Here is a 12,992-nt window from a genome sequence, read left to right as displayed (position 1 = left end):
GCCCACATAAGTGCTAAAGCACTAAGTGGTCAAAGGTATTCTCTAGTCTCTCGAATACTCATTGCTCATTGCTCACTGCTCATAGCTCGTGCCTCGTGCCCCGAGCCTCATAGCTCACAGCTCATCGCTCACAGCTCACGGCTCATAAAAAATATATATTGCGGATATGGCTAGAATCCATATCCGTTTTTTGTTTTTAGTCGTTGTCGCGCTCTTGCAGGCTCCGCTTTTTGCGGCAGGCCTCGTGAAACAGAATGTCGATACGACCGATGCGATGGCGACGCTCGGCAATTATGACCGCGGGTTCTATACGCCGCAGGTACTGCACCTCAAGCCTTCGGGAGGCAAGCCGATTGAAAAGCCGTCTGGCAGGCTGTTACACTTGCGTGCGGAAATTTCGGAATTCAGCAGTCACGCTTGGCTAGGCATTGATTCAGCGAGCGGGGACACGATTCGCGGCAAGGACCAGGACCTGACCGAAGATGCTCTGAATGTATTGCAGCAGACTTTTGACAATATCCGCAAGAATAACGGGCACGTGATTGTGCGCATCTGTTACGACCCGTGGTACAACGGGCGCAGTAACGTGACTCCGGATCATGAGTGGGTGCTGAAGCATGTGAAGCAACTCGCTCCCGTACTTTCGAAAAACACCGATGTGATTGTGGCGCTAGAGATGGGGATGCACGGCGCCTATGGCGAGATGCACAGCGATACGAATATCACTTACGACCGTATTGCCGAGGCGACAAACTTGATGCTGCGTAGCACGCCGCCGGAACTGAAAATCTTGACCCGCACGGGAAACTATTCAGCGAAGGTCTTGGGCTTTGACGATTGGGGTGTGGATTTCCATATCGACGGCGAGAAGTTTGCCGAAATCGCGAAGGCGAAGGGCGACACCATGTACCGCGTGGGAATGTTCAACGACGGCTATCTGGGAACGCAGTACGATTACGGTACGTGGGGTGCTGACTGTGCGACATCCATCTGCCGCGAAGAAGGGGTGGCTTGGCTCGAGAAGTACAGCATCAATACGCCTTACGGTGGCGAGGCGCTCACGACGGCAGAAAATTACCAGGTCATCAACACGCCGGAATTCCTCGCTTACGAGGGCTTCCGCACGCATACGAGCTACCTGAACATTCAGTGGAACAACAACCTGATTGAAAGCTGGAAAAAGACGCCCTTCACGCAGAAGGATTTCGACTACGACCCGGCGCGAGTCGATTCGCTTTCGGGATTCAAGTACATCAACGACCACCTGGGTTATCGCTTTGTGCTGCGCGAATCGTGGTTGAGCGATACGGTGGGGGATGATGGAATTTTACGCGCGAAACTGCGCATCCAGAATGTGGGTTTTGGAAACCTGACGCGAGAGGTGAAGGCTTCGCTCGAAATACACATAGGACGTCTTAAAGTTCGCGAGGGAGAGAATGCCATTGATTTGCATAGCTATAATGTTCCGCTTCCGGATTCCATTGACTTCAGGAACGTGCATAGCCGTAAAATTGAAATCAAGGGCGCCGATACGGTGATGACCTTTGACGGCAACAACGAAATTGTAATCGAAAGGAAGATAGACGGCTATGAAGGCTCAATGAGCGCGTATTTGAAGATTTGTGGAGATGTTCATTGCTCGGACAATATTCATTTTGCAAATAAGGTGAAGATTCCGGATGAAGGTATCTATATCGGAAGTTTTATTGTGGATAACAGTGTCAAATCGTCTGCTATCCCGCGTGCTCTCCCGAGTGCAACCCAAAAGCAAAACGCCCCCTTTGTACAGAGGGTGCGCAATAATGTGATTATTCGCAATGCAGAAGGGCTTTATCGCGCAGATGGCGTACGAATCAAGTGACCTCCGTCATCTGGATGGCCATAAAAACGGAAAAGGTATTTTTCTTGTTGCATGATGCAAAAAACAAAGCTATCTTAATGGCGTAATCGGAGCTTTATTGCATGAACGCAGCTATTCTTACTAACGAGTTTCCGCCGGAAATTTATGGCGGTGCAGGTATTCACGTCAAGTTCCTCACGCAGGAGCTTTCGAAACTTTGCCATGTCGAGGCGCGCTGTTTTGGCGACCAGGACGAAGACGAAGACAATATCCGCGCTTTGGGCTTTACGCGCAAGCTGGGGCTGAATCCTGAAGACGACCATTTCCAAAAGATTTTCAAGCCGCTCGATATCAACCTCCAGTGGGCAGCATCGCTCAAAGACATAGATGTGATACATTGTCATACATGGTATAGCCATTTTGGTGGAGTGCTCGCAAGCCGCCTTTTGCAGTGCCCGCTTATCCTCACGACGCATTCGTTGGAACCGCACCGCCCGTGGAAGGCCGAGCAGTTGGGCGTTGGCGGGTATGCCATGAGTTGCTGGATTGAACGTACTGCCTACGAAGCTGCCGATGGCGTGATTGCCGTGAGCCAGGGCATGAAGCGCGACGTGATGAAACTTTACGGCGTCCCCGAAGACCGCGTGAAGGTGATTTACAACGGTATTGATCCGGATTTTTATGCGCCGACGTTCGACGAAAGCATCCTTGCCAAGTGGGGCGTGGACCCGAAGCGCCCGTATGTGCTGTTCGTGGGCCGCATTACGCGCCAGAAGGGAATCAGCCAGCTTATCCAGGCGATTCCGCAAATCGACAAGAGTGCCCAGGTGGTGCTCTGTGCGGGCGCACCCGATACGATTGAACTTGCTGACGAATGCAAGTCGCTCATTGAAGAAGTTCAGAAGACCCGCGATGGAGTCGTGTGGATCCAGGAGCCTGTTCCGCATACGGAACTGCGCGTGCTGTACAGCCATGCGACTGTGTTCGCGACGCCGTCCCTCTACGAACCGTTCGGCATCATCAACCTCGAGGCGATGAGCTGTGGCACTCCGGTGGTGGGCTCTGCAGTGGGCGGTATCCCCGAAATTATCGTGGATGGCGAGACTGGGTTCCTGGTACCGCTCAAGGCGAAGTCCGAGACGGATTTTGAACCGGCGGATCCGAAGGCCTTCCAGACCGACTTTGCGAATAAGCTAAACAAGGTCCTTGGAAACCCGGAACTCGCGAAGAAGATGGGCGAGGTGAGCCGCAATCGTGCCATCGACGTGTTCAGCTGGAAGTCCATTGCCAAGCAGACATACGACTTCTATCAGGAATGCATCGACCGCTACAAACGCGAAGGGAAGAGGTAGGCTCGAGGCTCCAGGCCCGAGCTATGAGGTCGTGCTTCGCACTCTGAGGTATGAGGAGTCAGATGATTAGTAAGCAGTAAAAAGTCAAACCCAGGGATTACCACTTCCTACTGTCTACTTTATCTCTCGTCTATTTCCCTAACCACTGCTTACTGTCTACTTCCTACTTCCTACTAACTCCACAATTCCGGCGGCGGTCAGCAATTCCGGCAGCACGATTTGCCTTGTGGCATCCCCTTCGGGGTAGATGGCGTAGGCGGGCACGCCTGATTTTTGCATGCTCTGGAGCAGCGCGTTCACTTCGGGTGTTTCGCGTGTCCAGTCGGCTTTGACAAGGGCGACGTTCAGGCTGTCCATGGCGCGGCGGAAGCTTTCTCCACTCAGCACGGCGGCTTCGTTCGCCTTGCAAGTGAGGCACCAGTCGGCGGTCACGTCGATGAATACGGTGCGCTTCGCTTTCGCGAAATCTTCAATCAGTTTGGGGGTGTAGCGGAACCATCCGTCTTCGGTCATCTGTTCCTGGAGGCGGGCGTTGAATTTTTCGGTGGCCGCCCGTTCGTATTCGGGGGCGACAATCCCGAACCATATCGAGAACAGCGCAATGACGGCGAGGGCAATGCCTGCGACTTCGTGGGTGAACGCGGTCCCTGGCGGCGCGAACTTGCCGAGCAGCACGCTACAAGCGATGCTTACGACGGCGATGATGGCGAATATCCCGACGCCGGAGAGCCCGGCTTGTTCATTCACAATCCAGAAGAGCCATGCGACGCTCGCGAGCAGCAAGACGCCCATGATTTTTTGCAGGCGGACCATCCAGGCGCCCGGCTTGGGGAAGACCTTGAGAACTTTGGGGAAAGCGCTCACCAAAATATAGGGGAGGGCAAGTCCGAACCCGGCGGCGGTAAAGAAGAGGAACAGCACCGAGGTGCTCTGCGTGAAGGCGAAACCCATGGCAGTGCCGAGGAAGGGAGCAGAACACGGAGTGCTCAAGAGGACGAGCAGTGCTCCGGTGAAGAAGGCTCCGGCAAGCCCGTGCTTGTGGCCAGCAGCGTCCATTTTGGTAGTGGCATTCCACGGGAGCCAAATTTCGAACACGCCGAAGAAGCTCATGGCGAATGCGGTCAGAATGACGGTCATGAAGGCGATGAAGCCTGCGCTCTGGAACTGCATGCCCCAACCCGCGGACCCGCCGCCGGCTTTGACGGCGGCGACGACGGCGGCGAGGACCCAGAAGCTTGCGAGGATGCCCGCCGTCGTGGCTCCTCCCAAGGCGAGGAGCCGTCCGCGGCTTTCGCCCGCCTGCTTGATGAGACTGAAAAGTTTGAGCGAGAGCACCGGCAACACGCACGGCATCAGGTTCAGGATGATTCCGCCGATAAAGGCGAACAGGAGGAGCGCGAGAATCCCGGCAGGGGCGCTATCTTGCGGTACCGTCCCTATCTCATTTTCGTTTTTTTTTAAGGAACTGCCTTGGCGGCTGTTCAACCCGAGTTCGCCCATCTTGATTGTCTTTTTCGCAGGTGCGAGGCAGATGGAATTGTCGCAGGCCTGGTAGTGGAAGGTTACGTTGGTGGTGAGCGTGTCGTAATCGGCTTCGACGCTATCTACGGGGAGGACGACTTTGAACTCGCCTTTGAACACGAGGTTTTCGAGGTCGAGCGCCTCGCTGTATTCCTTGATGGGTTCGGGCCATTTGGGTTCGCCGAAGTGGACGCCGAGCGCTGCGATTTCGATGGAAGAGGGTTTGAGGAATTCGTCGGCGGCGATGTTCGCGTTCACGTGCCAATTGTCGGGGATGGTAATCCATACCGTGACGCTGGAACCCTTTTGCAACTTGCCTGCGGAGTAGTCCATGGACATGTCCGGAGGGGGCATGTTGTTCATGTTGAATTCTTCGGCATTGCAAATGTTAAATAAAAAAAGGCAAACGGCCAAAAGATTCCAAATATGCAATTTTGGCCTGCGTAAAAATATATTATTCGTCAAAATCATAATTTTTTTCATATATTTTGCGCGTGGGATGCGTGCGCATTAGAAAATATAAAAATTTGCTAATCGCGATTGATATATGGACTACGAATCAGGGCGGTTCCAAGAATTTTAGTTCCCAAAGAATAGCGTCTATCTGATAGTGACGGAAAATAACTTTGAACAAATGCACGGCGTGTTTGTGAAATTTTTCTTGTTTCTTGATTTTAATGGGGTTTACATTTTTGAGGGAGTTAAAGCTGGAAAAATGCCCTCTCCATCGGGGGAAATGAATGACATTGTCTCTAGTACAAAAAGTAAGAGAGGAATGCTACAGAATTTGTAAAACGAAAAACGAAGCAGATGATCTTTGTCAGATGACGCTCTATAGGCTTATCAAGAATGTCCGCAATATTGAGAGTCCTGAATCCCTTATGGCGTATGCGCATAGCGTGCTGATGAATACCTATATAGAACAGAAACGCCGCCGGAGTAGGGAAACACCCTTTTCGCATCTGATGGAAAAACCGGGGGTCTACAACGCCGATCTTGATGAGAGTGTCGTATCGAATTATGTTCTTGGAGTCGAGGATGTCAACATGAGTTGCATTAACCGGCTGTCGAGCGTACTTTCTCCAATGGAGAAACGGATCCTTGACCTTACTTCTATCCAAGGGTTTGTGTCTAGGGAGGTTTGCGCGGCGCTCGGGCTTACGCCCAACAAGGTGGCGAAGGCCAAGACGAAAGCCAAGGAGAAAATGAGGGCGGCAGCGAAGATTTCCGATATCCCGCCGACATGGATGAGTTAGGCCGAATAGGGCGTGTATGCGGTGTTTTTTTTCGAGGAATTTTTTTTGCAGGGGCAAAATTTCGTAATTTTTGTTCGTGAAGTCTATTGCATCCATTTTATTGCTCCTGACGTTGGTTGCGCATTCGTTCGCGGCCGACATGTGGCGAAATTTCGGGCGCCCCTACCCGGTGCGTTCGGCTATAGTTTATGGTGACGCAGCCTTGTTTGCGACGGCTTCGGGCATCCGCTTTATCACTCCGGAAATCGATGTCCTTTTTTCGACAGTGACCGGCCTTGAAACGTCTTCGTTTTATGCGTTGACTCAATGCGACGATGGTATATATGCCATTTCCGAGTATGGCCTGATTGCTGGCTGGAACACAGAGAACAATACTTGGAATGTCTTTAACAAGTCCTATGTTTCAAATTCTGTACGCCTTATCCAAGACATGGCTATTGGCTACAAGAGTTTTCTTGTTCTTGCGTTTGAGGACCGCCTATCCTTTTTCAATGCGCATACCCACCGTGCAGTCCTGACGATTAACAAAGTCGGTAAGAACGCTTTGCTTGCGACCCCGGTGCAGGCGTTGAGCGTCCATAAAGATACGCTCTATGTCTCTGTCGGGACGACTCTGTACAAACGTTATATCGACTGGGACCACATGGAAAACGAAATCCACCTTGTTGATCCCGAGACCTGGATTGTGGAAAAAGAAGGAGAACCCATTCACACCATTGCTTGGAAGGGCGATTCCTTGAAGACCTTCACGCGCAAAGGCCAGTGGGAATGGAACGAAGACGGAAAGTTGACTTCTGTGGTTCAAGATTCTTCGGATATTTTGCTGGAAGGAAAGCCCTTATTGGAAGATTTCCTTTACGCCGACGGGGTCAGCCGCATTTTTTGGATAGGCAAGAGCAATACCTATGTCTTTATGGCCGGTGAATATTTTGTCCTTGCTTATGACACGAAAAAGAAAAAGTTCATTGACTATACAGAGATACAGGGCTTTACCTTGGACGGATCGTATGAGCTGCGTCCCAAAGCGGATGGCGGGGTTGTTGCGGCATCGATTGAGGGCCGGATTGCGTTCACGGAGAACAATACTTGGCAGTATAGCGCTTTTGCCGAAGAAGGAAAGGCAAATGGCGCAGGAGCTTTGTCTAACAGGATGAAGGTGCTTTCGTACCTTCCGCCAGACAAGGTCTTTTACCATATATGGGGTCGCGGATTTTATCTGTTCTCCGAATTTGGCCACAAACTGATTAAGAGCACGGTCGATGACAAAAACAGATGTTTCCATGGAATCGACAGTAAACATGAAGATTTCGTGGCGACAGCAGGTTCCACTGTTGCTCCGGATTCATCGGGTTTCTTGACGACGGCGTCGACGAAGGGTGGCTTCGATTTGATTTACGTGACGAAGGATGGCGAGTTCAGTTGCGCAACCAATGTCGGCAACGTCGACTTCTCCGGTGCCATTCTTGCGACGCAAATTGAAGGCTCGTCGGATTGGCTAGTGATGGTGTCTGGCCGTAAGGTGGCTTCTTATGAATCGGAAGGTGCCTTGGAAGTCTTCCGCGTTACGAATCCTGCAAAGAACGGTGGGCGCTTGGATGTTTTGAAACACAAGGAGATTCTTTCGGTTTACAAGGATGCTCCAGTTGACATGGCCTACGATGCGAAGAACCGCTACCTGTGGCTTGTGACGAAAGACCAGCTCCAGTATTGGGATGTGGACAAGGGGCTGAGCGAATGGAATGCAGACAAGGATTCGGTCAAGTCCCCGTATGTCGTGAAAGGTGTGATCGGGAGCGAGTATTCCTCTATTGAATTTGACGTCTTGGGAAATCTCTGGGTCGGTACGATTGGCCAGGGTGCATACCGCCTGACCCGTAAGGGGGTTACGCAAGATACGCTCAGCGCAAGGCAGTTTACCACCAAGAACGGCATGCTTTCCGACGAAGTGCTCGATATCGCTATAGACCCTGTTTTGGGCGAGGCCTGGTTCTCGCACGAGAGGGGCGTTACCATGTATAAGCGTAGCGACCTGCGCGATGTTTCGAAGGCCGGGAAGGATTCTGTCAAACGCGATATCATCGCCTATCCCAACCCGTTCCGCATGGGTGAACATGCCTATATCACCATCGACAATGTCGGTGCAAACGCTATTGTTTCTATCTATAATCGTGCCGGTCATTTGGTGCGGTCTTTTGACGAGAGCGAAACGAAGGGCGGTTCTGTAGATTGGAACGGACTGTCCAAGAGAGGGAATGTCGCTGCTCCTGGTGTTTACTGGTATATCGTCAAGAACTCTTCTGGGAAAAAGAAGGGCAAGTTTATCCTCATTCATTGATAATGGATCCTATGGCCACGATTACGACCCTTTCCGGCGAAACGTACACCCCGGAACTTCCGGGGCGCCTTTCGCATATCGTCCGCGATATTCGTGAGGCGGGTGGCCGTGCCTTCTTGGTCGGGGGCTGGGTCCGTGACGCCCTTTTGGGGCGGGACTGCCGGGATTACGACATCGAGGTCTACGATATCGGCCAAGAAGAACTGGTGCCGATTCTCAAGAAGTATGGCCGGACGAACTTGGTGGGGAAGGCCTTCGGGGTCATTCACCTCGCGATGAAGGGCGAGTCGCTCGATTTTTCGTTCCCGCGGACCGAAAGCAAGGTGGGTTACGGCCATCGCGGTTTCGTGGTGCATACCGACGAGAAACTTTCTTTTAAAGAGGCGGCGCTCCGGCGCGATTTTACTATCAATGCGATGGGCATGGAACTGCCCGATTTGACTCTTTGCGACCCTTATGGCGGTATTGAAGACTTGAAGGCGCATGTGCTTCGTCATGTGGGCCCTGCCTTTGTCGAGGATTCCTTGCGCATATTGCGCGGGGTGCAGTTCGCGAGCCGTTTCGAGTGTACGCTTGCGCCCGAGACGGTCGATTTGTGCAGGACGCTTTCGCTGGCCGACCTTTCGGTGGAGCGCCTTTTCGAGGAGTTCAAGAAATGGCTGTTGAAGCCGGGTAAGCCCTCGATGGGCCTGAAAGCTTTCCTGGATATTGGCCTGGACGGTTATTTCCCTGAAATTGTCCCTTTTGCAGGATCCTGGGACGTGCTCGGGAGTCTGCTGGATAACATGGCCGCTATCCGTGAGTCGGTTCTGCAGGAGAATCCCTCCGCATTGGATGGGGACGAGTGTGCGGAATTGGCTTTTGCTGCATTGCTTTCGGGGAATGCGCTTGCCTGTGTCGCTCCAGAGGGCATGAAATCGGTTGCCGAAAAGTTCCTTTTGCGTATCACGAACGAAACGCACTTGCTGAAAAAGGTTCCCGAAATCCTTGCTTGCTATGGCGGGCTCGACTTTGAAAATGTGCCCCCTGCACCGGAACTCCGGCGCCTCTCTGTACGCCTGAGCGGGCTCAAGCTGCTTTGCCTGCTTGTGCAGGCGACTCCTGAAATTATGCTCAAAAAAAGCGGTTTTGCCGACGCATTGACCGCTGCCGCCCGCGAAATCGGCGTGTACGATGCTGCTCCGCAACCCTACTTGACCGGAAAAATGCTCATGGACATGGGGGTAAAACCTGGAAAGGAGATGGGGGTTATTATCAAGCGGAGCTTCGAGCTGCAACTGGATGGCGAAATCAAAAATATTTCGGATGCGCTTGCCTGGGCGAAAGAAATAAACTTATCTTTATCGACATGAAGTACTTGGCACTTTTCTTGCTTTGCCTCACGACAGGCGTTGCGCTTGCCGCTCCGAAAACCGCAGCTCCGGAACCAGCACCCGAAGAATTGAAAGATACCCGCGACGGGAAAGTCTACAAGACGGTCCGGATAGGTGACCAGGTGTGGATGGCGGAGAACCTGAACTACTCCACGCCGCAGTCGTTCTGTTACGACGACCGGTTTACCCTATGCAAGACAAACGGTCGCCTGTACACTTGGCTTGGCGCGATGAACATTCCCGACAGGTTCAAGTCCGAACGTTATTCTTCCAAGCTCAAGAAAAATCACCAGGGCATTTGCCCCGCAGGTTGGCATGTGCCGACGAACGCGGAATGGCAGGCGTTAGCCAAGGCGGTCGAGGCTGTCCAGGATACTTGTAACGATGCCGATGTCTGCACATGGAAAAATGTGGGCAAGGCGCTCAAGGCCGCTTCCGGCTGGGAAACCGAAGACGGAGATGCCACCCCCAATGGCGAAAACACGTCGGGCTTTGCCGCCATCCCGAGCGGTAGCCGCGACATGATCAGCAATTACGAGGGACTGGGCACGGCGGCGAGATTCTGGAGCGCCGAAGAAGGAATTGGCAACACCTACGATGCCTACCACTGGACGCTGACTGAAGACATGCTGTATTTCGATGCCGGCTACAAGAACGAAGGCGGTTCCGTTCGCTGCGTCAAGAATAACTGATTCTTGGGGGAGTCTATATGAAAAAGAAACTCCTTATTTTGTGCGGCTTGCTTGCGTTTTGGGCCTGTTCGGGGGACAAGAACGTTGATGGAGTTTCGGCTGAACGGCCTTTTGGGGCTGTTTTGCATGGGGAGGATGTTGAAGAAGACTCGAATGTTTCCGATTCGGAAGAATTGGACGATGACTTCGATCCGGAAGAATTAGATGAAGACGCCGACCCGGAAGAATTGGATGAGGACATTGATCTCGATGAAGATTCTATTGACGATCCGGATGAATTGGATGAACCTTCTTCCAGTTCGAAAAAAAAGAATACGGTGCGCAGTTCGTCTTCTGCCGACAAGAGTCCAGAGTCTTCTGAATATTCGGTAGTTAATATAGAGCCCGTGTCATCTTCTAGCAATTTGAGTGGGAGTGCCTGGTCATCTTCCAGCAGTTCGAGTAGGAGCGCCAGGTCATCTTCAACTTCCTATAAGAATTGCTGCACTGACATTCCTTCTATTGCTGATAACCCCACATATACCGATTTGTGGTATGGCTTTTTCTATACCGTGGATACGGATGTTTATGCAGGGAAAAAGTGGAAGAATAGAGATGTCGGTTTATGGTTTACGAATTCCGATTCCAGTGACGGTGGGGAGTCTAGAATTATTTGGCCGGAACGTCCCGGGACGGAATATGATGCTGCGTCCTTGGATCCAATAATTGATTATTGCAATGGTCTGTGTGGCGAGTTCCGATTGGACGGGGGTAGGCTTTCCTATGACCCGTTTGTAGAGATTGGTTTTATCATGGTGGGGCAAGACTCTAATGGAATGGATATTGCAGTTGATGTTTCGAACTGGGAAGGTATCTGTATACAGTATACAGCGGACATAGCATTTAAGCTATTACTGGATCTTGGAGACTCGGTCAATAAGACGATGGAATACGATGTGCCAATGGTGAATATTCCCAAGAGCTATGCCGGAGCGAACAGATGTTTCTTATGGCGTGATTTTCAGCGTGCAGGATGGGGTAGGGGAACCCATATTACGGGCGAAGAAGCAGCCAAGCAATTAGTCAAGATCAGATTCAAGTTGCAGTCCAAGGATGGCACGGCAGGTTATTTCAGTATCATCTCGCTTGGGACTGTAAAGGGAAACAGAAAATAGGCGTAGGGCGTTTTATTTCCAGCGGAACATGCCGGTGATGCCTGCAGGAACGCAGAAGACAATCATCGGGATTTGAATGAGTTCCACCGGCAAGAAGGCGAACATGCGCCGCTTGGAATGCAACTTCCACGAGGCAATGCTCAAGAAGACGAAATCCACGACCAGCTTGGGCAAGATGCTGAATACGCACCATTGCCATGGGAAATCCAGGAAAAGTACGCACCACGGGCTCACGAACATCCAGATATAGTATGTGTAGATCAAGGTGAGGAGCATGATATAGGCTTTGCTCTCGTAGTTCGTGCCGTTGCTGCTCCAGCGGGCGCGCTGGTTGAAGAGTTGTTTCCACGTATGTACGGGTGCGGTCTCGATAACGGCGTCCTTGTCGAGGTTGTAGCACACCTTGGTGCCCGGAACCTTCATCATCTTGTGGATGAGCATGTCGTCGTCGCCGCTCGAGAGGTTGATGAGGTCACCGAAACCGCCGACTTCGAAAAACAGGTCCTTCTTGTAGGCAAGGCATGCGGCGGAGGCGACAATCGGGTGCCCGAGGCTGAACCCTGCGGCTTCCATGGCGGTATAGCCGAGCGTTTCAAGCTTTTGGTAAAGATGTGGCATGGAGCGGGTGCCGTTGTTCTGCTTTGGCCCTTGCACAATGCTGACTCCGTCCACGAAACGGCCCGCCATCGAGGTAATCCAGCTCTTGCGCGGGATGCAGTCGGCATCCATCGTCAGGAGCACTTCGTTTTTGGCAATCTTGAAAGCGCTTTCGAGGGCCCGCTTCTTGGGGCTTGCGATTTGCGGCAGGTCCTGGGGGAGGCTGAGTACGCGGAACCGCGGGTGCGTGGCGGCAAATTTTTCGAGAATTTCGCGGGTGCTGTCGGTAGAACGGTCGTCGACGCAAATGACTTCCCATTCGCCAATATAGTCCTGCTCGGCAAGGGCTTCCAGGGTGCGTTGTGCGAATTCCTCTTCGTTACGCATCGGCACCACGACCGAGACGCTCGGGGTTGCCTTGGTGCCTTTGTAACGGTGCGTGCGGACAAGCCCTATTATGAAAAATAGGAACAGGAGCGCGTAGAGCGCCGTAAGGCTTGCGATGATGGTTCCACCCATAAGCCGAAATATAGTAAACAGGCACGAGGCACGAGGCTCGGGGCTCGAGGCACGAGCAATGAGCAGTGAGTATTCGAGAGACTAGAGAATAGAGACTAGCGGCTAGTGAAAAGAATCACGCACTTCGTGCGTCAATATAAGACGGCGAAGCCGTGACATTTTTCCCTAGTCTCTAGATCCTAGATTCTAACCCCTAATCATATCCTACTTACCTCATACCTCAAAGGGAGCGTTAGCGACCGACCTCATAGCACAAAGGCACGAGCAATGAGCAATGAGCGATGAGCGGTGAGGCTTCGAGAGACTAGAGAATAGAGGCTAGTGAAAAGAATCACGCACTTCGTGCGTCAATA

General features: G+C 52.1%; 9 protein-coding genes. 7 read left to right on the top strand and 2 right to left on the bottom strand.

Annotated features, from left to right (window positions below; all coding sequences use genetic code 11):
* Positions 1 to 166 precede the first annotated feature (166 nt).
* Together Q0Y46_RS14310 and glgA are read left to right on the top strand one after the other, a co-directional pair.
* The gene (locus tag Q0Y46_RS14310) at positions 167 to 1,861 is read left to right on the top strand and encodes a DUF4832 domain-containing protein (protein ID WP_295681491.1); all 1,695 of its coding nucleotides are present in this window, start codon (positions 167 to 169) and stop codon (positions 1,859 to 1,861) included.
* 101 nt (positions 1,862 to 1,962) lie between these two features.
* Entirely contained in the window at positions 1,963 to 3,192 is a 1,230-nt protein-coding gene (gene glgA, locus Q0Y46_RS14305; protein ID WP_297948408.1) for a glycogen synthase, read from the top strand.
* Positions 3,193 to 3,348: 156 nt separating this feature from the next.
* Here the strand turns inward: glgA and Q0Y46_RS14300 are convergent, their stop codons facing one another.
* Complete coding sequence (locus Q0Y46_RS14300) at positions 3,349 to 5,076, bottom strand: thioredoxin family protein (RefSeq protein WP_297948405.1); 1,728 nt, start codon at positions 5,074 to 5,076, stop codon at positions 3,349 to 3,351.
* Between the two features lie 377 nt (positions 5,077 to 5,453).
* Between Q0Y46_RS14300 and Q0Y46_RS14295 the strand changes: the two genes are divergently transcribed.
* The 5 genes from Q0Y46_RS14295 to Q0Y46_RS14275 all read left to right on the top strand — a co-directional run bounded on the left by Q0Y46_RS14295 (position 5,454) and on the right by Q0Y46_RS14275 (position 11,523).
* Complete coding sequence (locus Q0Y46_RS14295; protein WP_295681482.1) at positions 5,454 to 5,969, top strand: RNA polymerase sigma factor; 516 nt, start codon at positions 5,454 to 5,456, stop codon at positions 5,967 to 5,969.
* Positions 5,970 to 6,045: 76 nt separating this feature from the next.
* Positions 6,046 to 8,304, top strand: coding sequence for a T9SS type A sorting domain-containing protein (locus Q0Y46_RS14290; protein ID WP_295681478.1), 2,259 nt, complete (start codon positions 6,046 to 6,048; stop codon positions 8,302 to 8,304).
* Positions 8,305 to 8,315: 11 nt separating this feature from the next.
* Complete coding sequence (locus Q0Y46_RS14285; RefSeq protein ID WP_297948401.1) at positions 8,316 to 9,656, top strand: CCA tRNA nucleotidyltransferase; 1,341 nt, start codon at positions 8,316 to 8,318, stop codon at positions 9,654 to 9,656.
* Complete coding sequence (locus tag Q0Y46_RS14280; RefSeq protein ID WP_297948398.1) at positions 9,653 to 10,369, top strand: fibrobacter succinogenes major paralogous domain-containing protein; 717 nt, start codon at positions 9,653 to 9,655, stop codon at positions 10,367 to 10,369. Before Q0Y46_RS14285 ends, Q0Y46_RS14280 begins: the two co-directional genes overlap by 4 nt.
* A gap of 47 nt (positions 10,370 to 10,416) precedes the next feature.
* The gene (locus Q0Y46_RS14275; protein ID WP_297948395.1) at positions 10,417 to 11,523 is read left to right on the top strand and encodes a hypothetical protein; all 1,107 of its coding nucleotides are present in this window, start codon (positions 10,417 to 10,419) and stop codon (positions 11,521 to 11,523) included.
* Positions 11,524 to 11,535: 12 nt separating this feature from the next.
* Here Q0Y46_RS14275 and Q0Y46_RS14270 read toward each other — a convergent pair whose 3' ends face one another.
* Positions 11,536 to 12,639, bottom strand: a complete 1,104-nt coding sequence (locus Q0Y46_RS14270; protein WP_297948392.1) for a glycosyltransferase — start codon at positions 12,637 to 12,639, stop codon at positions 11,536 to 11,538.
* Positions 12,640 to 12,992 lie beyond the last annotated feature (353 nt).

Source organism: uncultured Fibrobacter sp. (genome assembly GCF_947305105.1).
Lineage (GTDB): Bacteria > Fibrobacterota > Fibrobacteria > Fibrobacterales > Fibrobacteraceae > Fibrobacter.
Note: the sequence above shows the minus strand (reverse complement) of the source record. Positions and strands in the feature narration are given on the sequence as shown.